22 protein-coding genes and 1 other RNA gene are annotated in these 23,953 nt (G+C 51.9%); 13 read left to right on the plus strand and 10 right to left on the minus strand.

The features are described from left to right. Window positions 1-95 precede the first annotated feature (95 nt). The 3 genes from B2Y11_RS02870 to B2Y11_RS02880 all read left to right on the plus strand — a co-directional run bounded on the left by B2Y11_RS02870 (window position 96) and on the right by B2Y11_RS02880 (window position 4,160). The gene (locus tag B2Y11_RS02870) at window positions 96-623 is read left to right on the plus strand and encodes a hypothetical protein (RefSeq protein ID WP_291055979.1); all 528 of its coding nucleotides are present in this window, start codon (window positions 96-98) and stop codon (window positions 621-623) included. 50 nt (window positions 624-673) lie between these two features. Further along, entirely contained in the window at window positions 674-2,020 is a 1,347-nt protein-coding gene (locus B2Y11_RS02875) for a type II secretion system protein GspD (RefSeq protein WP_288269359.1), read from the plus strand. A 253-nt stretch (window positions 2,021-2,273) separates the two neighbouring features. Then, window positions 2,274-4,160, plus strand: a complete 1,887-nt coding sequence (locus B2Y11_RS02880) for an ABC-F family ATP-binding cassette domain-containing protein (RefSeq protein ID WP_291055981.1) — start codon at window positions 2,274-2,276, stop codon at window positions 4,158-4,160. A gap of 334 nt (window positions 4,161-4,494) precedes the next feature. On the opposite strand, the gene B2Y11_RS02885 is transcribed toward B2Y11_RS02880, so the two are convergent. The 5 genes from B2Y11_RS02885 to ffs form a co-directional block, all read right to left on the minus strand. After that, the gene (locus B2Y11_RS02885) at window positions 4,495-4,746 is read right to left on the minus strand and encodes an ABC transporter permease (protein WP_291055983.1); all 252 of its coding nucleotides are present in this window, start codon (window positions 4,744-4,746) and stop codon (window positions 4,495-4,497) included. A 3-nt stretch (window positions 4,747-4,749) separates the two neighbouring features. Next, window positions 4,750-5,340, minus strand: a complete 591-nt coding sequence (gene recR / locus B2Y11_RS02890) for a recombination mediator RecR (protein WP_291055985.1) — start codon at window positions 5,338-5,340, stop codon at window positions 4,750-4,752. Next, entirely contained in the window at window positions 5,340-5,666 is a 327-nt protein-coding gene (locus B2Y11_RS02895) for a YbaB/EbfC family nucleoid-associated protein (RefSeq protein WP_291055987.1), read from the minus strand. Before B2Y11_RS02895 ends, recR begins: the two co-directional genes overlap by 1 nt. Window positions 5,667-5,726: 60 nt before the next feature. Next, entirely contained in the window at window positions 5,727-7,658 is a 1,932-nt protein-coding gene (gene dnaX / locus B2Y11_RS02900) for a DNA polymerase III subunit gamma/tau (protein WP_291055989.1), read from the minus strand. 152 nt (window positions 7,659-7,810) lie between these two features. Further along, window positions 7,811-7,910, minus strand: an RNA gene (gene ffs, locus B2Y11_RS02905) — signal recognition particle sRNA small type. Between the two features lie 260 nt (window positions 7,911-8,170). On the opposite strand from ffs, the gene B2Y11_RS02910 reads away from it, so the two are divergent. Further along, window positions 8,171-9,670 (plus strand): Na+/H+ antiporter NhaC family protein, encoded by a 1,500-nt coding sequence (locus tag B2Y11_RS02910; RefSeq protein ID WP_291055992.1) that lies wholly within the window; start codon window positions 8,171-8,173, stop codon window positions 9,668-9,670. A 338-nt stretch (window positions 9,671-10,008) separates the two neighbouring features. Here B2Y11_RS02910 and B2Y11_RS02915 read toward each other — a convergent pair whose 3' ends face one another. Both B2Y11_RS02915 and B2Y11_RS02920 read right to left on the minus strand, forming a co-directional pair. Then, the gene (locus B2Y11_RS02915; protein ID WP_291055995.1) at window positions 10,009-10,311 is read right to left on the minus strand and encodes a hypothetical protein; all 303 of its coding nucleotides are present in this window, start codon (window positions 10,309-10,311) and stop codon (window positions 10,009-10,011) included. Between the two features lie 12 nt (window positions 10,312-10,323). Further along, the gene (locus tag B2Y11_RS02920) at window positions 10,324-10,944 is read right to left on the minus strand and encodes a tetratricopeptide repeat protein (RefSeq protein WP_291055999.1); all 621 of its coding nucleotides are present in this window, start codon (window positions 10,942-10,944) and stop codon (window positions 10,324-10,326) included. A gap of 102 nt (window positions 10,945-11,046) precedes the next feature. On the opposite strand from B2Y11_RS02920, the gene B2Y11_RS02925 reads away from it, so the two are divergent. The 9 genes from B2Y11_RS02925 (at window position 11,047) to dnaJ (ending at window position 20,238) form a co-directional block, all read left to right on the plus strand. Continuing rightward, window positions 11,047-11,808, plus strand: a complete 762-nt coding sequence (locus B2Y11_RS02925) for an SDR family NAD(P)-dependent oxidoreductase (RefSeq protein WP_291056002.1) — start codon at window positions 11,047-11,049, stop codon at window positions 11,806-11,808. 361 nt (window positions 11,809-12,169) lie between these two features. Next, complete coding sequence (gene rpsF, locus B2Y11_RS02930) at window positions 12,170-12,454, plus strand: 30S ribosomal protein S6 (RefSeq protein WP_291056005.1); 285 nt, start codon at window positions 12,170-12,172, stop codon at window positions 12,452-12,454. A gap of 11 nt (window positions 12,455-12,465) precedes the next feature. Further along, entirely contained in the window at window positions 12,466-12,990 is a 525-nt protein-coding gene (locus B2Y11_RS02935; RefSeq protein WP_291056008.1) for a single-stranded DNA-binding protein, read from the plus strand. Window positions 12,991-13,023: 33 nt separating this feature from the next. Further along, window positions 13,024-13,254: a 30S ribosomal protein S18 gene (gene rpsR, locus B2Y11_RS02940; protein WP_232217348.1), complete on the plus strand. Its 231-nt coding sequence runs from the start codon at window positions 13,024-13,026 to the stop codon at window positions 13,252-13,254. A 383-nt stretch (window positions 13,255-13,637) separates the two neighbouring features. Then, window positions 13,638-15,110 carry an SLC13 family permease gene (locus B2Y11_RS02945; protein WP_291056012.1) on the plus strand — a complete coding sequence of 491 codons (1,473 nt, stop codon included), beginning with the start codon at window positions 13,638-13,640 and terminating at the stop codon, window positions 15,108-15,110. A gap of 297 nt (window positions 15,111-15,407) precedes the next feature. After that, window positions 15,408-16,469: a heat-inducible transcriptional repressor HrcA gene (gene hrcA, locus B2Y11_RS02950; protein WP_291056015.1), complete on the plus strand. Its 1,062-nt coding sequence runs from the start codon at window positions 15,408-15,410 to the stop codon at window positions 16,467-16,469. An 18-nt stretch (window positions 16,470-16,487) separates the two neighbouring features. After that, window positions 16,488-17,108, plus strand: a complete 621-nt coding sequence (grpE, locus tag B2Y11_RS02955) for a nucleotide exchange factor GrpE (RefSeq protein ID WP_288265065.1) — start codon at window positions 16,488-16,490, stop codon at window positions 17,106-17,108. A 60-nt stretch (window positions 17,109-17,168) separates the two neighbouring features. Further along, window positions 17,169-19,043 (plus strand): molecular chaperone DnaK, encoded by a 1,875-nt coding sequence (gene dnaK, locus B2Y11_RS02960; RefSeq protein WP_291056023.1) that lies wholly within the window; start codon window positions 17,169-17,171, stop codon window positions 19,041-19,043. Window positions 19,044-19,062: 19 nt separating this feature from the next. Continuing rightward, window positions 19,063-20,238: a molecular chaperone DnaJ gene (gene dnaJ, locus B2Y11_RS02965; RefSeq protein WP_291056025.1), complete on the plus strand. Its 1,176-nt coding sequence runs from the start codon at window positions 19,063-19,065 to the stop codon at window positions 20,236-20,238. A 138-nt stretch (window positions 20,239-20,376) separates the two neighbouring features. Here the strand turns inward: dnaJ and rpsD are convergent, their stop codons facing one another. From rpsD to B2Y11_RS02980, 3 genes are all read right to left on the minus strand, one after another. After that, entirely contained in the window at window positions 20,377-20,970 is a 594-nt protein-coding gene (rpsD, locus tag B2Y11_RS02970; RefSeq protein WP_291056029.1) for a 30S ribosomal protein S4, read from the minus strand. A gap of 400 nt (window positions 20,971-21,370) precedes the next feature. Continuing rightward, window positions 21,371-21,955, minus strand: a complete 585-nt coding sequence (locus B2Y11_RS02975) for an anthranilate synthase component II (RefSeq protein ID WP_291056032.1) — start codon at window positions 21,953-21,955, stop codon at window positions 21,371-21,373. Continuing rightward, window positions 21,952-23,442 carry an anthranilate synthase component I family protein gene (locus tag B2Y11_RS02980; protein WP_291056035.1) on the minus strand — a complete coding sequence of 497 codons (1,491 nt, stop codon included), beginning with the start codon at window positions 23,440-23,442 and terminating at the stop codon, window positions 21,952-21,954. The genes B2Y11_RS02975 and B2Y11_RS02980 overlap by 4 nt, the downstream gene beginning before the upstream one ends. Between the last annotated feature and the right edge of the window lie 511 nt (window positions 23,443-23,953).

The raw sequence follows: 23,953 nt of genomic DNA on the forward strand, positions 1-23,953 counted from the left end.
AAGCAGTGCATAAAAATTCTTATAAAAGCAGACTCTATGAATTAATCAGTGCTTCCCTAACTGTCGGTGGTCTCTTTTGGAAAGGAGGAATCCCTATGGCGATGAAGCGCAGATGGATTCTTCCTTTAGGCGGTTTGGCGGTGCTGGCTTTGACCCTTTGGGGCGTATGGGGCGTAGGGACGGCAGGAAAGGTGCTGCCGGAAGAGAAGCCTGCCGCACCGGTGGAGGTGCTTCCTGAAAAGGAGGAAGGAACCTCTATGAAATATGATGCGGCCCTCCACCGCCGGGGAAAGCCCCTGCCGGATCCATTTCATGCAGAGGCCTGGGCAGCTGGCGAGGACAAAGTCCTGCCGCCGGCCACAGCCCAGGGGGCAGCCCCTGCGCCCCAAACCGTTTCCCTTCCCGCTGAGGGGAAGGCAGAGAAAAGAAGAAACACCGGCGTACCGGTTCTGAAGGGGGTTATGAGCTACCAGTCTGACCGCAGGGCCATACTGGAAGTGGACGGCGCGTCAGCAGCTGTAAAGGAAGGAGAGCGGGCAGGCCTATGGGACGTACAGGACATTCAGGACAAAAGCGTGACCCTGGTTTCCGGAGAAAGCACCCTCACGCTTCGCCTCCGCTGATAAAAGGGGCGGGGCTTCTCTTAGGCTTTGCCCTTTTAGTGTGCCCTCCTTTGACGGCAGAAGCACAGAAAGAGAACACCGGTGATTCGGTTCATGAAATGGTGGTGGAGGAACTGAACCGAGGCATGCAGCCGGCGGAAAAGGAAGACACGCCGGCTGTGGAAATCCACAGGCCCGAGGCGGAAAGAAATTTCAGCCTTCACGTAAGCGGCGCGCCGGCCAGGGAGGTCATCCGCTCTCTGGCAGAAATGACAGGAAAGAACCTGGTATTTTCCGGAGATCTTTCCGAAACGGTCACCGCCAGTCTGGATCATGTGACGCCGGAGGAAGCACTGACTTCTATCCTGGCTTCCTGCGGCCTTTCTTCCCGCATGGAAGGCTCCACCCTTATCGTTTTCAATGGAAAACTGGAGAAGAATGCGGCTGTATCTACCCGCGCTTTCCGCTTGAACTATGCCAATGCGGCAGAAGCAGCCGGCGCCCTTAAAAAGGTGACGGAAAAGGAAAAAGTCACCTTCAGCCCCTCTTCCAATACGGTTATCGTAAGCGGCACACCCCAGGAACTCATGGCGGCGGAAAGTATCGTCAGAGAGCTGGACGTGCCGGAAAAGCAGGTGAAGGTAGAGGCAGAAGTGGTGGCAGTGAACAAGACCTACGCCAAAGACCTGGGCATTGACTGGGATTTCAAAAGTCTCACCGGCAGTGCATCCTACGACCGGGACAGCTGGAGCGAACAGCGCTACGTGACTGACGACAGTGGCAATGTGCTCTATGACAGCGATGGAAATCCCCGGATAAGAAATATAGAAAGAAACGGCTGGGACGTCACCATACCTGAAGGGTATGCCGGTATTTCCTACGGCCGCTCCCTGGCAGGCCATCCCTATACCTTCTTCTTCCAGGCCAAATTGAATGCTCTGGTGACCAAGGGAAAGGCGAAAGTACTGGCCCGCCCCAGCGTGGCTACCATGAACGGCAGAAAAGCGGAAATTCTCATCGGCAGCAAAATCCCGGTGATTGTGGAACACATGGAAAACGGTGTGAAAACCACGGCTACGGAGTATAAGGACGCAGGCATCAAGCTCACTTATACGCCCATTATCAGCCGGAATCATGAAATCACCGCCGATGTGCATGCCGAAGTCTCCACGCCCTACCTGGTGCCGGAAATGAAGGCTTACCGTATTATTACCCGCTCCGCCAATACCATGGTGAGGCTGAAGTCCGGTGATATGATCACCATCGGAGGCCTCATTGACAAGGAGCAGGCAAAGACCATGAGGAAAGTGCCCATTCTGGGAGACATCCCCCTCCTGGGCCGGCTCTTCCAGAGCCACAGCACCACCACCGATGAATCGGAAATCGTCATCGTCATTAAAGCGGATATTGTGAAGTAAGATGACAGGGGCGGCTGACCGTAGGGGGGGCTAAGCAGTATTCTTGAGAAAAAAGACGAAAGACATAAGACTTCAGACATGGGATTTCCTGCCGGTCATCCGCACGAATCCTGTGAATCTTATGAACCCTTTGAACCTTCTGAACCCTTTTACCGGTTCCCTGAGCGAAAGCGAACACAACCCTTCTACACAACCTCCGGACCCGCAGGGCCGGGCCCCTCTAAACTTTTTTGTAAGTATAAGTGAGAAAGAAATGGCAGTTTTAAAAATCAGCGGATTATCAAAATCCTTTGGCATCAAAACAGTTTTTGAAAACGTCTCCTTTGAAGTAAGGAGCGGAGAGAGAGTAGGCCTGGTAGGCGCTAACGGCGCCGGCAAGACTACCCTTTTAAAGTGCATTATGGGGACTGAGGAGGCCGATAAGGGCTCGGTGAAAGCCAGTGACGGCGCCATTATCGGTTACCTCCGGCAGGACTTCAACTATACCAGCCATACCATCCGGGAAGAAATGGAAGAGGCTTGGAAGGATGTGCTTTATTATAAAGATAAAATGGAACATCTGGCCAGGGAGCTGGAAAACCATAAAAACGATGAAAAGCTGGTGCTGGACTACGGAAAGGCGGAGGAGCGGTTTGAATTCCTCGGCGGCTACGATTATGAATCCACCACCCGGAAAATCCTGACCGGACTGGGTTTTACCGATGAGGACTGGGACAGGGATATCCACTCCTTTTCCGGCGGGCAGAAGGTAAGAATCAACCTGGCCGCAGCCTTCGTGCGCCACCCCGATTTCCTCCTTCTGGATGAACCGACCAACCACCTGGACATGAATATGCTGGAGTGGCTGGAAGAGTATCTCTGCTCCTATAAAGGCGGCATTCTCATGATTTCCCATGACCGCTATTTCCTGGACGGGGCAGCTACCGGTATCATTGATTTGGAAAATCACCATATCCGCACCTTCCGCGGCGGATATACCAGGTACCTGGAAACAAAAGAGAACCAGGACCGGGCCTATGAAAAGGCCTATGAAAAGCAGCAGGAGCATATTAAGGAAACGGAAGAATATATCCGCCGCTATAAGGCAGGCATCAAGGCCAAGCAGGCCAGAGGCCGCCAGTCCCAGCTGAATCGTCTGGTCAGGCTGGAAAAGCCGGTGCACCAGGCATCCCTTTGCTTCCATTTCGACCCGCCCCAGGAATGCGCCGACAAGGTGCTGGATGTGCTGCGGGTGGAAGGCTCCTATGATCACCACGTCCTTTTCAAGAACCTCACCATCCATATCAAAAAAGGAGAGACTGTGGGCCTTATCGGCCCCAATGGCGCCGGAAAGACCACCATACTGAAGCTCATCACCGGAGAAAAGAAGCCGGATGCAGGCTTTATCCAGATGGGGAACAATGTGAAAATGGGATACTATTCCCAGGAACAGGAACGGCTCCATCCCAAGCTCACTGTGCTGGATGAGGTGCGGGATACCTTCAACTTCGGCGAAAAGGAAGCCCGGAATATCCTGGGCATGTTCCTTTTCCGGGGAGATGACGTATTCAAAAACGTGGGCATGCTTTCCGGCGGCGAAAAGGCCCGCCTGTCCCTGCTCTGCCTTTTCCTGGAAAAACCGAATTTCCTTATCCTCGATGAACCGACCAACCATCTTGACATCCCCACCAGGGAAATTATGGAAGATGCCATCCAGGCCTTCGGCGGCACTTGCCTCATCGTGTCCCATGACCGTTACTTCCTGGACAAGGTAGCAGACCGGATTCTGGAACTGGATCATGGCAGACTCACAGAGTACCTGGGCAACTATAGCTACTACAAGGAAAAGAAGAAGGATCTGGAAGCCTTCGAAAAGGACCGCAGCGGCGAAACTTCCGAAGAACCGGAAGAAGAAAAGGAGAAGGCAGCGGAAAGACAGCACCAGACAAAAACGGAAGCATCTCCGGCAGATGTGTCCAAGCTGAACCATGTGGAAATGGAAATCGGACGGCTGGAAGCCACCATGAAGATGTACACCGTCCAGATGAGCATGAATCCAGACAATTATGAAGAACTGGCCCGGGAGTATGAAGAAACAAAAAAGAAGCTGGATAACCTTTATGAGAAATGGGATGAACTGGCGGCAAAGACGGAAAACTGATACTTTGGTAAACAGCAGAATAGAAGAAATATAAAAAGGAACTGTGAAGAAATCAATGGTATTTCTTTACAGTTCCTTTTTCTGCGCTTACATACTTTGAAATTTATCAAAGTGATAGCATGATGCCCGCTGTCATCTCGAGCGGGGCTGCCGGTCGGTATGAAGGTAAAGGTATATGAAATCTATTGGTGCTCTGTGCCCCGAGATTTCCTGCCACAAGGCTGCCTCCAGCATTCCGGCGTGAGATTTCTCCACTGCGGTCGAAATGACAGTGGGCGGGAAGTATACAAAAAACCTGAAAAGCAGATGCTTTTCAGGTTTTTTGTTTCACCCCTTATCCCACCAGGTCCAGAAGGGCCAGCACAATGGTACCGGGCACTCCGAAGAGGGCTACCACGATGCCGTGCATGGTGGTGACAGTCATATGGGTGATACCTACTGTATTCAGCAGCCAGAAGAGAAGGCCGCCCATAATGATATTTCCGATGATTTTCTTCACGAATCGGGCGAAGAGGAAAAAGGCGATGACGATGACGATGATACTGGTAATGCCATAGCCGCCTAAAGCGCCTAAGGATTCAATCATAAATCAGATTTCCTTTCTATTTTCCACAGCCCCTGCCAGGGTAATGCCGTCTGTATAGCCTACGGCACCGCCGGCGGGGATGCCCCGGCCGATGCGGGTCACTTTAATGCCTGCCGGCTTGATGAGCCGGGACAGGTAGTAGGCAGTGGCTTCGCCTTCGGTGTCGGGATCTGTGGCAATAATCACTTCTTTGACTTCGCTGCTTTCCAGCCGTTTCAGAAGCTCTTTGATTTTCAGCTGGTCCGGGCCCACGCCGTCAAGGGGGGAAAGGACGCCGTGCAGCACATGGTACAGGCCGTGATATTCCTGGCTCTGTTCCATGGCGGTCACATCCTGGGGCTGTTCCACCACGCAGATGACGGAATGGTCTCTCCGTTCGTCGCTGCAGATTTCGCAGGGGTCGGAAGTGGAGAGATTGCAGCAGGCAGAGCAGTAGCATACTTTGCTTCTGGCATTGCGGATGGTATCCAGGAATACATTCACCTCATCCTGGGGACGTTCCAGCATGAAATAGGCCAGCCGCCGGGCGCTTTTCACGCCGATGCCCGGCAGTTTGCGGAACTGCAGGGCCACTTCTTCCAGTTCTTTATTCATTAGAACATGCCGCCGGGAAGGCCCAGGCCTCCGGTGACCTGGCTCATGCTCTTCTGTACCATTTCATCAGCCTTTTTGCCTGCTTCATTGACAGCGGTGGTGATGAGGTCTTCCAGCATTTCCGGATCTTCCGGATCAATGGCATCTTTCGCAATCTTCAGGGCGGTGATCTGCTTTTCACCGTTCATGGTAAGGGATACGGCGCCGCCGCCTACGGATACGTCTACGGTCTGCTTCTTCAGTTCTTCCTGTTTCTTCTGCAGTTCTTCCTGCATCTTTCTTGCTTTTTTCAGCATATTCTGCATCTGGGCTTTATTTCCAAACATAATGGTTCCTCCTTAAGGTTTTCTATTGGAATGGATACATGGTGAATCAATTCTTTTATTTCATGATTCAGTCTTTTCATATATATCACAGTCGCTCATGATTTTCAAGGCTTCGTTTAAAGATGGATCGTTCCTGTCGGTTTCGGGAATGCTGTCTCTGGAAACAAGGCGGTAGTCATCGGTTTTCGGGACGGGCTGCGGAGCAGGCGCTGCAGGCCCTCTTTCCATGGCGGACTTCAGAAGGGCAAAGGCAGAGGCTTCTTCCTCACCGCCCTTCAGCACCGTGTGAAGCTGGATGGGGAACCCGGTCACTTTGGCGAAGGCTTCCGCAGCCACTTTCTGGTAGGACTTATTATTGCCTGCAGCCACCAGGAACTGCTGGGGTGCAGAAACGATGGCCCTGTTTTTTGTGCAGTAAATGAGGGTGCTCTTCCTGAGGCACGTGAAGACATCGATACGCCGGATGGACATGAAATAGGAAAGCACCTTCTGCCACAGGGCCGGATAGGTTTTGGGATCCATGAGTTCGCCGTCCGCCCCGGGCGCTTGGGCAGCCGGCGCAGCAGGACGGGGCATGGGGGCTGGGGCGGGGATAGGATTCGGGGCAGGCGATGGGCGGGGAACAGGTCTTCTATTTTCCGCAGGAGGCATATCCACGGCTTGAGGTACAGGCTGCGTTGGAATGGCTGCGGAAACGGGCTCTGCCACAGGGCGGGGCATGGGAGCGGGGGAAGGCGCAGGGGATGGAGCCGGAGAAACAGGAACGGCAGGGGAGGCGGGCGGAGCGGAGAAGGGAGATGGCATCCGGGACTCTGTATGTCCACCAAAGCCGCCCTGCTTCAGCCGGGCTACTTCCTCTTCCAGCTGGGCTACCCGCTGGGCCAGGGAATCCAGGGATTTGGAACCCTTTATGCGGCACAGATGGAGGAGCCCCATTTCCGCACTGAGACGGGGGGAGGAGCTCCTCTTTGCTTCATGAAGTGCTTCATGGAGATAGTCGAAAAGGGCGTCCAGATAGGGAGCCGGCAGACGGGAAGCATCGGAGCGGAGTGTATCCGCCTTGTTTCCATACTGGGCAAATTCCGGCGCCTGGGGATTGACCTTGCAGATCATAAGATTTCTGAAATGCTCCAATAAATCCCTTAAAATGGACGCCGGTTCCCTGCCGCTCTGCAGAATGCTGTAGAAAAGAGAAAGGGCAGCGGAACTGTCTCCATTGAAAACGTGATGGGACAGGTCAAGAATCATGTCTTTTCCCGTGAGTCCCAGAAGGTCATACACCGCCGGTGCATCCAGTACTTTGGATTCGGAAGCGGAAGAGCACTGATCCAGCAGGGACAGGGCATCGCGAAGCCCGCCGTCCGCCCTAACGGCAATCAGGTCCGCCGCATCTTCCGTAAGGGGAAGGCCGCTTTCTTTGGCAATGTAGAGCAGGTGGTTCCGGATGTCCTCCACGGAAATCCGGTGGAATTCATACCGCTGGCATCGGGAAAGGATGGTAAGGGGAATCTTTTCCGGCTCCGTGGTGGCCAGGATGAAAAGCACATGGGACGGCGGCTCTTCCAAAGTTTTCAGAAGGGCATTGAAGGCTTCCTTGGTGAGCATGTGCACTTCATCGATGATGTATACTTTCTTCCGGCTCACAGCCGGCAGGGTGCGTACCGACTCCTTCAGCGCACGGATTTCCTCAATGCCCCGATTGGAGGCCGCATCGATTTCATACACATCAAGACTGGAACCGGCATTGATCTCACGGCAGCTCTGGCACTCATTACAGGGATTCACACCGTCGGGATGAAGGCAGTTCACCGCCTTGGCCAGGATTTTGGCCATACTGGTCTTCCCGGTGCCCCGGGGACCGGAAAAAAGATAGGCATGGGCCAGGCGGTCCTGTTCAATGGCCCGCTGAAGGGGGATGGAAATATGTTTCTGCCCCACCACCTCCGTAAACGTGCGGGGCCTCCACTTTCGATATAATGCTAAATAAGCCATAAACAGCCTCCCGGCAGAAAAGATGAAAAACGACTGCAGTGAATCCCGGAATCAGAAACCGGAAACCATCTATATTATAAGTATCGTAATTATTATACAATAAATAAAGGACACAAAGACATAAAAAAAGCCTTGCAGTCCTCATTTATGACAGCCTCCAGGATGCACCGTGTCACATGAAAAGGGCCACTTACGGCTGCTTCCTCTCGGACCTGACCGGGTTCATGGGATTTCATTGCACGGGGCCCGGAGACTGCCATAAATCAGTACTGCAGAGCCATGTACTATATTATACAGCATTATGGGGAAAATGCAATATGTGAAATAGTGGGCTGGTGAGCTAGTGGTCCCCAGCCCCAATCCTCACCAGCTCCCTAGCTCACCAGCTCACTAGCCCACTAGTTCACTAATTTATCACTACGAACATTTTACAAACGGGGAAAGTATTGTATAATAATAAAAATTAAGTTTTGACGATATGGGAAATTGTCAAAAGAGAGAGGATGATGTATATGTCTCAAACTGTATGGTCTCTGGTGCCGCCGGTTGTCACGATTATTCTGGCGCTGGCCACCAAGGAAGTGTACATGTCTCTTGCCATTGGTATCTTTATCGGTGCCTTTATGTTTGCAGGATTCAGTATGCTGGGTGCTATCGACACCATGTTCCACATTATGTCGGACAAGGTGGGAGGTAATGTGTATATTCTGGTATTCCTGGTTCTTCTGGGAATCATGGTGGCAGCTATCCAGAAGTCCGGCGCCTCCCAGGCTTATGGGGATTTTGCGGCCCGCAGCATTAAGGGGAAGAAGAGCGCCCTCTTTGTTACCATGGCGCTTGGTGTTCTGATTTTCATTGATGATTATTTCAACTGCCTCACCGTAGGTACGGTTATGCGTCCTGTAACGGATCGGTTCAAGATTACCCGTGCGAAACTGGCTTACATTATCGATGCCACCGCAGCGCCGGTATGTATCATTGCTCCGGTTTCCAGCTGGGCGGCAGCGGTTACTTCTTCTCTTCCTGAGGACAGCGCCATTGACGGTTTTGCCCTTTTCCTGGAAACCATCCCGCTGAATCTCTATGCCTGGCTTACTCTGATTTTCATGATTATCCTTATTGCTTCCGGCCATGATTTTTCCCGTATGGCCAAGTACGAAAAGCAGAGCGGCGGCACTCTGGTGATTCCGGCGGAATATGCGGAAGATGAAAATACGGCGCCTGTAGGAAATGGAAAAATCATCGATCTGGTGCTCCCTCTTCTGGTTCTCATCGGTGGCTGCGTCTTCGGCATGCTGTACACCGGCGGCATTCTGGAAGGAAAGAGCGTGGCAGATGCCTTTGCGGACTGCGAATCTGCCAGAGGTCTTGTAATCGGTTCCTTCATTGCTCTTGTATTTACTTTTATCCTTTATATTCCCCGTAAGGTTTTAAGCTTCAATGCATTCTGCAGCTGCTTCGTGGAAGGTTTCAAGCAGATGACCTCCGCCATTATGATCCTGTCCCTGGCATGGACTCTGTCCGGCATTGTAGGCAAGGATTATCTCAATATCGGCGGCTATGTGGGAAGCGTGGTAGCCGATAATGCCACCATTGCCATCCTGCTGCCGGCTCTCTTCTTCCTGGTAGCCATTGGCCTGGCTTTCGCCACCGGCACATCCTGGGGAACCTTCGGTATCCTCATTCCTATCGTGCTGGCGATTGTGTCCAATGATACCCATCTCATGATTATGACCGTGGCAGCCGTACTGGCCGGCTCTGTAGGCGGCGACCATGTATCCCCGATTTCCGATACCACCATCCTGGCTTCGGCGGGGGCCCAGTGCCACCATATCGACCATGTGTCCACCCAGATTCCCTATGTGCTTGTAGTGGCTGTCAGCTGCGTAGCAGGCTACCTGGTAGACGGCATTACCGGAAACGGCATCCTGGGCGATGCGGTAGGCCTGGTATGCATGCTCCTTATCATGGGCTATTTCCTGAAATTCAAATCCCATAAGACCGCCGACTGACAGGCAGTAAAAAAGCGCATCGTTGATGTCTTCATCAATGATGCGTTTTTTGTATGGAATAGGTAGAAAAATTTTCACTTCAGATTCAGGGAAAGGGGCTTTGGCACTTCGTCATGCAGCACTGATGACACAGATGCAAATTCCGTAACGCCCTGCCTTTCCCTGCTTGTCCGGTGGCAAGGGGACCGGATTCGTAAGGAGACGCAGACGACTGAGAATCCAGTGGCACGCTTCCCAGCGGGGCGGAGGGGGACCGCGACAGCGGTGGAAGGGGGCCGCGGAGCGGCATATAAAACTTATTGCCGCCAAAGGCGGCGATACCGCAACCCTTTGAACCCTTATATTCTATTCTTTATCTTATAACTAAGGCTCACCAGCGTGAGGATGGCTACGAAGGCGGTAATGGTCATGGACCAGGCTACGCCTATGTGCATGTAGCCTTCGAAGGAAAAGTCCCAGGAAAAGTACATGATGGTGAGGATAGCGGCAGCAATGCAGCCGATGGCCAGGATGGTGGGCTTTTCCCGGTAGGTGATAAGGAAGAAAATGCCGGCGAGATACCCGACGGCTCCGGCAGCTGCCAGCAGGTCATCATGGTAGAGGACAAGGGAAACGATGGAAAGAATGAATGCGTATTTCATGGAAACTCCTTTTTATTTCACAAGGCTTTGGAAATCGCTGTCGCCGTGAAGCCACTGGAAATGGTCCTGGGCGGCGGCCTGGGGGTTTACGGCCTTCGGATCCAGTTCTATGGCTTTCTGCAGGTATTTCAAAGCATTAGGCTTATCCCGCTTGTCTGCGTAGCATGTGGCAATGCCATACCAGGACCAGGTATTTTGCGGGTCCCTGTCCAATACCTTTTGGAAATAACGGATGGATTCGTCATAATGCTTTCCCAGTTTCTGGGCCATGGCCATGTCAAAAAAGGCTTGTACGTAGCTTGGATTGATGGAAAGGGATTGGTTAATGGTTTTGATGCCTTCCTCAGGGGATACGTCGAAGGCCTGGATAATCCCCTTCAGGGACAGGGCCTTGTAGTTTTTACTGTCTTTTTCCAGAGCCCTGTTGGCCAGCTCCAGGGCGGAAAGGCGGTTTCCCTTTCCATAGGCGGTGACAGCCTTGATATACAGGTCTTCCGACTCTTTGGAAATGGCATGGACTTGAGGGGCAGAGGAAGCGGCCGGCGCAGGCTGGGAATCACTTTTGCCTGAATTTCCGCATCCGGCGGTTCCCAGAAGGGCAGCCAGCAGGGCGGCAGCAATAATGTATTTCATAGCAGCTCCTTTGATTCTCCGTGGAAAAAGGCGGGGAATCCAGTATAATAAAGGGGAATCGGTCTTGCATTCTATTATAGCAGAAAAAGAAGGAGGATTATCATGAGTTCGTTTGCATTCATTACGGGAGCCACCAGCGGCATCGGCCTGGCTTCTGCCAAAGCGCTGGCAGGGAAGGGCTATGGCCTGGTGCTGGCTGCCAGAAATGAAGAAAAGCTGGCAGTGGTGAAAAAGGAAATCGAAGAGGAAATGGGGGTGCCTGTCATCTGCTACAAGCTGGATGTCAGGAATCCCGATGAAATCCGGGCGGTAGCGGACCGCTGCCTTCGGGAAGCAGGTACGCCCCGCATTCTTCTGAACGATGCAGGCCTGGCCAGAGGGCTGGAACCCTATGGGGAAACGAAGGAGGAAGATATTCTCCAGATGATTGATACAAACATCAAGGGGCTCTTCCTCATGACCCGGGCTTTCCTTCCTTCCATGCTGGAGAAAAATAAAGGACACATCGTGAACCTTGGCTCCACCGCCGGGCTCTATGCCTATGCAGGGGCGGCGGTATACTGTGCCACCAAGGCGGCAGTGAAGACCTTCAGCGACGGTATCCGTATCGACGTGATTGACAGCGACATTAAGGTTACCACCATCCAGCCGGGCATTGTGGAGACGCCGTTCAGCGAAGTCCGTTTCCATGGCGATAAGGAAAGGGCCGCCAAGGTGTATGAAGGGGTGGATGCGCTGCAGGCAGAGGACATTGCCAATATCATCGCCTTTGCAGTAGACCAGCCCAAACGGGTGCAGATCAGCGACATCGTCATCATGGCCAACCAGCAGGCCACCGGCTTCATGGTGAGTAAGAAGAAATAGTTTCCTGCCGGTATGAACAGCGATGGCGTCATGTTGGACAGGAAACTTTATGCGAATAGTTTTCTGTTTTGATGGGCAGCAATGGAGCCATGCCGGACAGGAAACTTTACGCGGATAGTTTCCTGTCGCGATGGACAGCAAATGTGTCATGTCGGGCAGGAAACTATTGCCAGCAGTTTCCTGCCGTTATGGACAGCAATGGAGCCACGCCGGGTAGGAAACTTTCCGCGAAGCGGATTTCCTAAAAAACTATTTGCTTTTTCATTTCCACTCTTGTATAATAAATAAGCTTGTTATTTTACAAGTAACTTCCTGGCCCGCAGAAAGTGCGGGACATAGGTCCGAAAAGGAGGCGAATTTCGTGAAAAAGTATGAAGTTATGTTCATTGTGAATGCAGCTAATGATGATGTCATCAAAGCTGCTGTCAAACTGGTACAGGACACCATTACCAGAATCGGTGGTACCATTGACAATACTGATGAATGGGGCAAACGTCATCTTGCGTACGAAGTCAAGCATCAGAGTGAAGGATACTACGTAGTAGTAGATTTCCAGGCTGACCCGGCGCAGGTTAAAGAACTTGACCGCGTTATCAAGATTCATGAAGAAATTATCCGTCATATCATTGTAAAACAGGATGACTAAGAGGTAGCAGAATGAATTCAGTTCAAATCTTGGGAAATCTTGGACGGGATCCGATCATTCGTGCCACGAAGACCGGCCGTTCCGTAGCATCGTTTTCTTTAGCAGTAAGCCGTAACTACACGACCCCCCAGGGTGAACAGCGCGAGCTTACAGACTGGATTAATGTTGTTGCCTGGGGTCCCCTGGCAGAAGCTGTTGGAAATCAGCTGAAAAAAGGCAGCCGCGTGTTCGTGGAAGGACGTATTTCCAGTCGCTCCTATGATGCACAGGATGGCACAAAGAGATATGTAACAGAAGTTGTTGCCAATACCATTGCAGTTCCCATTGGTACTCCGCGCAGCTCTTCCTATGGTCCGCAGCAGGGAGGTTCCTTTGGCGGCGGCTTTGGAGGAAATAACGGCGGATTCGGTGGAAACAACGGCGATTTCGGCGGAAACGGCGGATATAACAATGCTCCAGCCGGACAGGGCGGCCAGCCGGGAGGAAACTTTGGACAGTTTGGTACAACGTCCAAGGATGAAGATATTCCGTTCTGATATGCATTGATTTTGGAGGATATAGAAAGCATGATTAGAAGAGATAGAGTAAGAAGACCGAGAAGAAAGGTCTGCCAGTGCTGCGTGGATCACGTAGACACCATTGATTATAAAAACGTTGCTGCACTGCGTCGTTTCGTTTCCGAAAGAGGCAAGATTCTGCCCCGCCGCGTAACCGGAACATGCGCAAAGCATCAGCGCAAAATCAACCTCGCTATCAAGAGAGCAAGAGCTATCGCTCTGCTTCCTTTCAGCGCTGACTGATAACTATAGAGCTCCCGCTATGGCGGGGGCTTTTTCATTGGATTTGACAAGGCCCTCCTTTTTGGATATACTGGAAGAAATTCATAAAGTGCAACGAGGCTCCTGTTTCCCTAAGGGATGACAGGAGCTTTTTGCATAGGAAAAGTGCCTTTTCATAAGCGGGGCCGTTAATACCCGCTCTTTCTAAGGAAGCGCTGATTAAATCGTTATCGGATTTCATTCTTGAATTTTTATTCAATGCAAGGAATAAGTCGACGNNAGCTATTTAAGGAGACTTATGACGAAGCATTGGATAAAAATCCATATGAAATTCGATTCTGCGAATTAATCAGTGCTTCCCTAATGAAAGGGCGCTTCATTTTTTCCCTTCCTGGAGGTGCCTTATGAATCAATCGGAAGGATTTGGCAAGAAGTACGGTTTGTTTCTAGCACTGGCGGCCATGGCCCTGGTGTATCTGTTTCCTACGCCGGCGGATCTGCCTACCTCAGGCCACCGGCTCATCGGTATTCTGGTATTTGCAGTCATTATCTGGATGACGGAAGGTGTGTCCTATCCGGTCAGCGCTTTTGTTATCGTTGTGTTTATGGCCTTTTCCCTGGGGCTGGCGCCGAATCCTGCCAAGCCGGCAGTGATTCTCGGCACCGGCAAGGCTCTGCAGATGGGGCTTGCCGGTTTTTCCACCACCGCCTGGGCGCTGGTGGCAGGAGCCATGTTCCTGTCGGCAGGCATGATGATAACAGGGCTGGATAAGAGAATCGCCCTGGTGGTCATGTCCCACATCGGCGTAAAGTCCAGTCATCTGGTCATCGGCGTCATTTTCGTAGGATTCCTCCTTTCCTTCTTTGTCCCGTCCACCACGGCCCGGGTGTCCTGCATGGTTCCTATCGTAGTAGGCATTATCCGTGCCTTCGGTCTCCAGAAGGGCTCTACCTTTGCGGCGGTGCTCATGATGGCGGTGGCCCAGGCTGATTCCCTCTGGAATATCGGCATTAAGACGGCAGCGGCCCAGAACATGGTGGCCATCGGTTTTATCCAGCAGGTGCTGGGGAAAGACATCAGTTGGCTGGAATGGTTCATTGCGGCAGCTCCCTATGCGGCCATTATGTCGGTGGTGCTCTATTTCCTTCTGATTCATGTGATGCCTCCGGAAGTGAAGGAAATGCCCGGCGGCAGGGAAGCACTGGAAAAGATGCTGAAGGATCTGGGCCCTGTTTCCAGAGATGAGAAGAAACTGCTCCTCATTTCCATCCTGCTCCTCTTCTTCTGGGTGACAGAAAAGAAGCTCCATCCCTTTGATACCACCACTGTCACCATTACAGGCATTATGCTCATGATGCTGCCGAAGGTGGGCTTTATGACCTGGAAACAGGCAGTGCCCCATATCAACTGGGGTACGGTCACCCTGTTCGGCGTAGGCATCAGCCTGGGCACCGCCCTTTTGAAATCGGGAGCTGCCATCTGGCTGGCTAACCACTTTGTATCCCTCTTCGGCATGGAAACCATGTCGCCCCTTATGATCATTGCGGTGATGGCCTTCTTCCTCACCCTTATCCATCTGGGTTTTGCCAGCGCCACGGGGCTCGCATCAGCCATGATTCCTATCGTCATTGCGGTCCTCCAGAGCGTGAAGACGCCGGGCATCGACGTGCTGGGCATGACCATGATTCTTCAGTACACCATCTGCTTCGGCTACATCCTGCCGGTGAATGCACCCCAGAATATGATCGCTTACAGCACCGGCTACATTACGTCTAAGGATTTTCTGATTACCGGCATTCCCTTCACCGTTTTGGCCTACGCCATGATTCTTGTCTTTTCCGCCACCTACTGGCACTGGCTGGGTTACGTGGGGTGAGGGAGACGATAGATGGTAGAGGTCAGACATCAGACTGTGTTATGTGCTAACCTTACCGCCCCATCGTCATTCTGAGCGAAGCGAAGAATCTGGGTCCCCGCTAACATTGACTTCGACTGGTCCACTAGTCCACTAATCTACTAGCTCACTAAAAAAGCACTTCCTTCGGGAGGTGCTTTTTATGTGGAAAAATGAGGAAAAGAAGGGGAAAGCCTTGACATAGAGGGGTATGAATGCTATTCTAATAACGTAAGTTAGCACTCGGAAGAGATGAGTGCTAACAACAAGGTGATAATCATGGCACGCAGAACAAATAAGAATGAACCCCGCTACGGGGCCAATGAATTGAATGAAAGAAAGAGGAAAGTATTGTGGGCAGTGGTACAGGATTATGCAGATACCGCTGAACCGGTAGGCTCCAGAACCATTGCCAGGAAGTACAACCTGGGCGTCAGCAGCGCCACCATCCGGAATGAGATGCAGGATCTGGAAGATGAAGGATACCTGGAACAGCCCCATACTTCCGCAGGACGTATCCCTTCCATCAAGGGGTATCGTTTTTATGTGGACTGGCTCATGCAGCCCGCTCCTGTTTCCAATGAAGAAAAGTCCATGATTGACAGCATGCTTCTGGATCATGTGACGAAGGTGGATGAAATTTTCCGCAATATGGCAAAGGCTGTTTCATCCCTGACCCATAACCTTTCCGTCGCCACGTCCGCTGGTATTAAGAAGAAATTCAACTATGTCCGTTTCCTTCCCCTTGACGGAGCCAGGGCCATTCTCCTGGTGGTGACAGACCGGGGAGACGTTTCCAACGCAGTGGTGGATATTCCTAAAGGCAGCACCTTTGATGAAATGCAGCTCCTGGCGGACAGGATGAACCATTTCCTCCACGGCCGGGACGTTGACAGTATGGATGAGAAGGAAATCCTTTCCTTCCAGAAGGATGTAGAAAAGAATTTAAGCCCCTATATGAATGTGTTCCAAACCCTCCAGCGTGTGCTGACACCGCAGCAGGAAGTTTATTCCGGCGGCGCATCCCAGCTGATTGAGCAGCCGGAATTCAAAAATGTAGAAAAAATGCAGGATATCCTAAATCTTCTGGAGCAGCGGGATATGCTGGAAAGCATGCTTCTCTCCAGTTCCGACCAGCCCATTGCCGTCCACATCGGCACGGAAAACCCCATGAAGTCCCTGTCCGATTTATCCATCGTGAGGGCCCAGTTTTCCTCCGGCGGCAGGGTCATCGGTTCTGTGGCAGTGCTGGGACCGACGCGCATGCAGTACAGCAGGATTATCGGCATGATGCGGTTCATGCAGGACAGACTGGATCAGCTTTTGAAGAATAAAGAGTAAAAACGAGGAGGCTCCCCAATGGCAAAAAAAGAAGAAATCAAAGTAAAAGTGAATACGGAGGAACCGAAGGAAAAGGGAAAAAAGGCGGAGGAAATGCCGAAGCCTACAATAGAGGAACTGCAGCAGCAGGTCATTTTCCTCACTAAACAGGCAGCGGATGCCCAGAAGAAGGCAAGGGAAGCGGAAGATAAGGCCAAGTCGGAAGAGACAAAGCTGCAGACCGCCCTTTCCCAGTATGTAAGACTTCAGGCGGACTTCGACAATTTCCGCCGCCGCACAAAGGAAAGCGAAGCCAAAGCGGCCGATACCTACAAGGCGGAAACGCTGAAATCCTTCCTTCCGGTACTGGATAATTTCGAACTGGCTCTATCCCATATGAAGAAGGATGCATCCGGCGAGGCCTACCTGAAGGGCTTTGAACTGCTCCAGAAGCAGATGGTGAAAATCATGGCGGACTTCGGCGTCAAGGAAATCGAAGCCAAGGGCAAGACCTTTGATCCCCATTTCCACGAAGCGGTGATGATGGTCGCATCTGATGAAATGGATGATGAAACCGTTGCCATGGTTTTCCAGAAAGGCTATCTCTATAAAGATACAGTGATTCGCCCTGCCAAGGTCCAGGTTGTGAAAAACAGCTGACATTGGCGGTTAAATATAGAATTTCAGTTTTAGAAATACATTGGAAAGGAGACATTTTAAATGTCAAAAGTAATTGGTATTGATTTAGGTACAACAAACTCCGTAGTAGCTGTCATGGAGGGCGGCGAACCTGTCGTCATTCCTAACGCCGAAGGCTCCCGTCTTACCCCTTCCGTGGTAGGCTTCTCCAAGAATGGAGAAAGGCTGGTAGGCCAGCTGGCAAAGCGCCAGGCCGTATCCAACCCGGACCGCACCATCGTTTCCATTAAACGTCATATGGGCAGCGACTACAAGGTAACCATTGACGGGAAATCCTATACTCCCCAGGAAATCTCCGCCATGATTCTGCAGAAACTGAAGGTGGATGCAGAAGCTTATCTGGGCGAAAAAGTAACGGAAGCCGTTATTACCTGCCCGGCTTACTTTACCGACAGCCAGCGCCAGGCCACCAAGGATGCCGGCGCCATTGCAGGCCTTAAAGTTCTCCGTATCATCAACGAACCGACCGCCTCTTCCCTGGCTTACGGCCTTGACAAGATTAAAGACGGTAAGGAGCACCGTTTCCTGGTTTACGATCTGGGCGGCGGCACATTCGATGTATCTATCCTGAACCTGGCAGACGGCGTATTTGAAGTAGAAGCTTCCAGCGGCAACGGCCATCTGGGCGGCGATGACTTCGATGCCCGCGTCATGGACTGGATTGCAGACACCTTCAAGAACCAGAACGGCTTCGAACTGAAACGGGATCCCATGACCAACCAGAGACTGAAGGAAGCTGCTGAAAAAGCAAAGATTGAACTGTCCTCCGTCATGTCCACGGACATCAACCTCCCCTTCATCACCATCGACTCCAACGGCCAGCCGGTTCACTTCGACGCTACCCTCACCCGTGCCGTATTCGACCAGATTACGGAAGATCTGGTACAGGCTACCGTAGAACCTATGGAACGGGCTATGAAGGATGCAAACCTCACTATTGACGATATCGATAAGATTCTTCTGGTCGGCGGCTCTTCCCGTATCCCCGCCGTACAGACCCTTATCCGCAACAAATTCCATAAAGAACCGTCCAAGGGCGTTAACCCTGATGAATCGGTAGCTGTAGGTGCTGCCATCCAGGCCGGCGTTCTTAAAGGCGAAGTGAAAGACGTACTGCTTCTTGATGTCACTCCGCTGTCTCTGGGCATTGAAACCCTGGGCGGTGTATTCACCACTATGATTAAGAGAAATACCACCATTCCGACCTCCAAGACCCAGGTATTCTCCACTGCTGTCGATAACCAGCCGTCCGTAGATATCCATGTACTCCAGGGCGAACGTCCCATGGCTGCTGATAACAAGACCCTTGGCCGTTTCGAACTGAGTGATATTCCGCCGGCTCCCCGGGGAGTTCCGCAGATTCAGGTCACCTTCGACATCGATGCCAACGGTATTGTCCATGTTTCTGCAAAGGATCTGGGCACCGGCAAGGAACAGAAGATCGACATTACCTCCTCTTCCGGCCTCTCTGACGAAGAAATCAAGAGAATGCAGGATGATGCCAAAGCCCATGAAGCAGAAGACAAGAAACGGAAAGAAGCCATTACTGCCAAGAACAATGCAGAAGCCCTTATTTACCAGGCTGAAAAGACAGTGAAGGAACTGGGAGACAAAGCAGACCAGGGCAAAGTCAAGGAAGTCAATGACGCCATTGCTAAACTGAAAGAAACACTGAAAGGCGACGACACCGAAAAGATCAAAGCCGATGCAGAAGCTCTCACCAAACCGCTCCATGAACTGACCGAAAAACTGTACCAGCAGGCACAGCAGGCTCAGCAGGCACAGCAGCAGGCCCAGAATGCAGGCGCCCAGCAGGGACCCCAGGCCGGAGCCAAAAAAGACAAGGACAATGTAGTAGACGCAGACTATAAAGTCGTGGACGACGATAAGAAATAAGGAATAGTGTGATTTCTTTATGGCAGACAGCAAGGATTATTATGACATCCTTGGCGTAAGCAAAAACGCCACCGATGATGAAATCAAAAAAGCATACAGAAGACTTGCCCGCAAATACCATCCGGACCTGAATAAGGACCATCCTAAGGAAGCGGAAGAAAAGTTCAAGGAAGTCAATGAAGCCTACCATGTACTTTCCGATGCCGACAAGAGAGCTCAGTACGACCAGCTTGGCCACGACGCCTTCCAGCAGGCATCCCGTGGTGGAGCCGGCGCCGGGGGATTCGGCGGATTCGGTCAGGGCGGATTCAATGGCCAGGGATTCGACTTCGGCGGCTTCGACATGGGGGACATTTTCGACATGTTCACCGGCGGCAGCCGCAGAAGGAACAATGGTCCCCAGCAGGGGGCGGACCTCCGCTACGATATGACCATCACCCTTCGGGAAGCCTTCACCGGAGTGAAGAAGAAATTCTCCGTCACCAAGAACGACACCTGCAGCCACTGCCACGGCAGCGGCGCAGAACCGGGCTCCTCCGTAGATACCTGCCCTGCCTGCCACGGCACCGGACAGCAGCGTATCGTAAGAAACGGCCCCTTCGGACAGATGGTGAACATCGTCACCTGCCAGCAGTGCGGCGGCACCGGCAAGATTATCAAAAACAAGTGCAAAGAATGTCATGGCAGCGGCACCGTCAGGGCCTCCAAGACCATTGAAGTCAATATCCCTGCCGGTGCCGACAGCGGCGTCCGCATGAGAGTGTCCGGCGAAGGGGAGCCGGGTCTCCGGGGCGGCCCCAAGGGCGACCTTTACGTATACATCTACGTGGAAGACGACCTGGACTTTGAAAGAGAAGGGGACGACCTTTACAAGACCGTCAATATTTCCTACCCCGTGGCAGCCCTGGGCTCCACCATCAAGGTAAAGGCCCTGGACAAAGAAGTGGAACTGAAGATCCCAGCCGGCACCCAGACAGGCACCCGCTTCCGCATTTCCGGCGAAGGCATGCCTCATCTCCAGTCCTCCCGCAAAGGCAATCTTTACGTGGAAGTCCATGTCACCGTGCCTAAACGGCTGAACGAAGACCAGAAGAACGCCCTTCTCCATTTCGCCAATGAAATGGGTGAGGACTGCTCCCAGTACAAAGGGAAAAGTTCCTTCCTGGACAAAATCATAGACAAGTTCAAACAGTAAGAAAAAAGCCCATCGGTTATCCGGTGGGCTTTTTGCGATGAGCAGATGTGTTCCCAGGGAAAAGGCACGAAAAAAAGAGGAAATGCTACGCAAAAAGCATTTCCTCTTTTGTATTTCCATAGTCCGCTGAAAAACGAATTACTTGGAGTACAGTTCGACGATGTTGGTTTCGTTGACTTCGTCTTTGTAGGGGAGTTCGTCTCTCTGGGGGAAACGGGTGAGGGTTGCAGTCCAGTTGTCGAAGGACTTTTCGATGTAAGGAAGATCGAAGGTCTTCAGTTCCTGGAAGGACTGTTTGAACATTTCATTGGATCTGTAGGATTCCTTCAGGGAAATCACCTGTCCGGGACGAACGGGGTAGGAAGGAATGTCTACTCTCTTGCCGTCAACCACGATGAGTCCGTGGGTAACCATCTGACGAGCCTGACGGATGGAACGTGCAAAGCCTGCACGGTATACAAGGTTGTCCAGTCTGGTTTCCAGCAGGAACAGCAGGTTTTCGCCTACGACGCCGGACATTCTCCTTGCTTTATCATAATAGCGGTAGAACTGCTTTTCAAGCAGGTTGTACATCGCTTTAACCTTCTGTTTTTCGGACAGCTGTACGCCGTATTCAGACTGTTTCTTCTGACGAGCGTCAGCGACCTGCCGTTTTAACGCTTTCGGATGGCCGTAAATATTTACGCCGAAACGTCTGCTTGTCTTAAAACGGAGATTTCTGTTTGTTGCCATTGTGTAAATCACCTCTCTAAAAATTATGCTGATCGAATATGAACAGCTTTTATATTATAAAGGATTCATGGAGTGATGTCAATATATTTTTGAGAGTAGGGAATGGGGGCGCCTTTTAATTTATTGAAGTCGCCAGTATGGATAAAACAGCTTTAGTGGACTAGTGAGCTGGTGGGCTAGTAAAAACCATACAACCGCCCTTACGGGCGAGGGAAAACCATATAACCGCGCCTGCGGCGCGAGGAAATGCCCCCCTTTGGTGGCTGGCGCCACCCGCTTCCTAGGGAAGGGGGGCTCTGGCTCTTCGTCCTGCAGCACTGGTGACACAAAACCAAATCCCGTAACGCAGATTTCATAAGCATTACCCGCAGGGCAATCCACCACCCTCTGAACCCTGAACCTATTTTCCCCTTCTTTCCGCCATGGTGAAGAAGTTTTTCAGGATTTTTCCGCCTTCCGGGGTCATAATGGATTCGGGATGAAACTGGAGGCCGTAGGTGGGATAGTCCCTGTGTTCCACGGACATGATTTCCCCGTCTTTGGTGCGGGCGGTGATTTTCAGGCAGGGAGGCATGGTGGATTCCACGGCGGCAAGGGAATGGTAGCGGGCTGCTTTGATAGGCGATTTCATGCCTCTAAAGAGGGGACTCCCGGTATCGACTTCCACGTCATAGGCTTTTCCATGGACCAGTTCTTTGGCGTAGGATACGGTGGCGCCGTAGCACTGGCAGATGGCCTGGTGGCCCAGGCATACGCCCAGAATGGGAATGCGGGGGCCGAAGAAACGGATGGCATCCACGCAGATGCCTGCGTCTTCCGGACGTCCGGGACCGGGGGAGATAAGGAGAGCCTTAGGGTTCATTTCTTCCAGTTCTGGAAGGCTCAATGCATCGTTCCGAATGACTTTGATGTCCGGATAGAGGCTTCCTGCCAGCTGATAGAGGTTATAGGAAAAGCTGTCATAGTTATCAATCAGAATAATCATTTGTCCAGTCCTCCTTCTGCCAGGTGAATGGCGTTGACTACGGCTTTGGCTTTATTGAGACATTCCTGATATTCCTTTTCCGGTACGCTGTCGGCTACGATGCCGGCGCCGGACTGGACACAGAGGACGCCTTTTTTCTTATAGGCCAGCCGGATGCCGATACAGGTGTCTATATTTCCGGAAAAATCAAGGTAGCCGATGGCACCGCCGTAGATGCCCCGTTTTCTTGATTCTTCTTCCTCAATGATTTCACAGGCCCGGAGTTTGGGGGCGCCGGAGAGGGTGCCTGCAGGCAGGACGGCGTCGATGACGTCTATGGCGTCCTTGCCGGGGGCAATGGTACCTTCCACGGTGGAGCCGATGTGCATGACGTGGGAGAAGCGGAGGATGTTCAGGTATTTCTCCACTTTCACGGAGCCGATGCGGCTGACTTTCCCCAGGTCGTTCCGCCCCAGGTCGACCAGCATATTATGCTCGGCCAGTTCTTTGTCATTGGAAAGGAGCTCTTTTTCCAGGGCCTGGTCTTCTGCTTCGGTTCTGCCTCTCGGCCTTGTGCCGGCCAGGGGGTAAGTGTGGAGGATGCCGTTTTCCAGTTTACCCAGGGTTTCCGGTGAGGAACCGGCGATTTCCACCTGGTCACTGGTGAAATAGAACATATAGGGAGAAGGGTTTTCCATGCGGAGCAGGCGGTATACGTCAAACAGGGAGCCTCTGGCTCTGGCGGTCAAAGGATTGGAAAGGACTACCTGGAAAATGTCGCCTTCGTAAATATGGTGTTTGGCATTTTCCACCATGGCGCGGTATTCTTCCAGGGAATGGGCGGGCTTGAGCTCTTCTTCCAGATGGAGGGGTTTGAATACCGCTTTGGCTCCGCTTTTCAGCAGTTCTTCCATTTCACGAAGCTCTTTTTTCGCCTGGCGGTAGGAATGATCTATGTCCTCTGTGGAGACGCCGGTGATGAGGATGATTTTCTGTTTGTAGGCATCAAAGACCACCAGCTTGTCAAAGAGCATGAGGTCCACATCGTTGAAATCGGCATTGTCCTCGTGGGCGAGCGTCAGCGTAGGTTCTGCATATTTGATGTAGTCGTAGGAGAAATAGCCTACCAGGCCGCCGGTAAAGGGAGGGAGTCCTTCCAGCTTGGGGCTTTTGTAATCAGCAAGGATTTTCCTGATTTCTTCGCCGGGATGGGTGACCTCTTTCCTGATGATTTCCGGATGCTCTCCCTCTGCGCCCTTCGTAATGGTGAGATGACCATTCAGGCAGGTAAGCTCCAGGGTGGGATCATAACCAAGGAAGGAGTAGCGGCTCCAGGGCTGGCCAATTTCCGCGCTTTCCAGCATAAAGCAGTGATGGCTGGCGGCGCGGAGGGTCCGCATGACTTCAATGGTGGTGAAGGCGTCTGCCATGATTTCCCGGCAGACGGGAATTCTTCTGTAATCACCGGATGCACTGACTTTTTTGATTTCTTCTAGTGTAGGATACATAATGACCTCCTTATGGAAGCGCTGATTCAATGGCTCACTGTTTTTATTCTTACAAAAGCAAACTCCATGAATGAATCAGTGCTTCCTCATCTGCCTGGACATAAAAAATCCGCCCATGGCAGAAATAACTCTGCCAAGGACGGATTCAATCCGCGGTGCCACCTTGTTTCACGATATCGTGCTCTTTGCGAGATACCATCATATCTCCGGCAGCTAACGCGTGCCTCACGTTGCGGGATACTCTGTCATCCATTTCGCCGCACCCTCAGCGGTCCATTTGGCAGGCTGCCTTTCCATCCATTCTCACCGGCTAGGACTCTCTTTGGGTGCATTTCCTGCTTTGATCTCCGCTTCAACGGTTTCTTGCTTAGAAGATTATATCCTTTTCAACTGTTTGTCAAGAGGAAAGAATCGCTGGGTAAGTGTCAAGTTTTCCTCGGTAATTCATTTGACTGTCGATGATTACTATCTCCGTGGCTTCGGTTTTATCAGTATTTCTGTATAGCTCTGG

The sequence above is a fragment of the Dialister sp. UBA1703 genome (genome assembly GCA_002320515.1).
Taxonomy (GTDB): domain Bacteria; phylum Bacillota; class Negativicutes; order Veillonellales; family Dialisteraceae; genus Dialister.